This is a genomic window from Rhizobacter sp. P5_C2 (genome assembly GCF_054049715.1).
The window spans coordinates 1-500 of record NZ_JBFULV010000272.1; the positions used below are offsets into that span (position 1 = coordinate 1).

Genomic DNA, 500 nt, shown 5'->3' on the forward strand with positions numbered 1-500 from the left:
CGGCCAGAAGCGGCCAGACGTGAACGGCGGCTTTCGGACAGGGTGCCCCCAAGGCTGCGAGCCTGATCTCTGCGGGGTTCGGCCGCTCACTCAGACCCTGGCGAGGAAGGCCGCCGCATCACCCGCTTCGCACTTCCAGTCTGCGAAAACCCCGACCAGATTGCATTCCACGCAGCGGCAGGCGATGTAGTACCAACGCACGTCATGTGTGCCCTCGTACACGGAGACGCCGGACATCAGCTCGAACACCTCGTTCTCGCACACGCATTCGTGCGTCTCTGGCGCGGCTCCTTCCATGTAGTCCACGCTGTCGCCCATCGGGTGCTCCTGCCCGCAGTCGGTGCAGGTGCGGATTGCGACGCCGGCTTCTTCATCGGTCCGCAGCGCGAAGGCCCGGCACCCGCAATCGCATTTGGACGCAGCAAACCGGACGGCTTCATGGCGATTCGCAACGCTGTAGCTGCGCAGCTCGGCTTGGGTGTCGCCGGACGTCGTCCCGT

The 500-nt window shown here is 65.4% G+C and carries 1 protein-coding gene; it reads right to left on the reverse strand.

What is annotated here, in order from left to right; translation table 11 throughout:
* Positions 1-90 precede the first annotated feature (90 nt).
* Positions 91-500 (reverse strand): hypothetical protein (locus tag ACXJLU_RS33565; protein ID WP_457338043.1); only part of this gene is annotated, 410 nt, incomplete at its 5' end.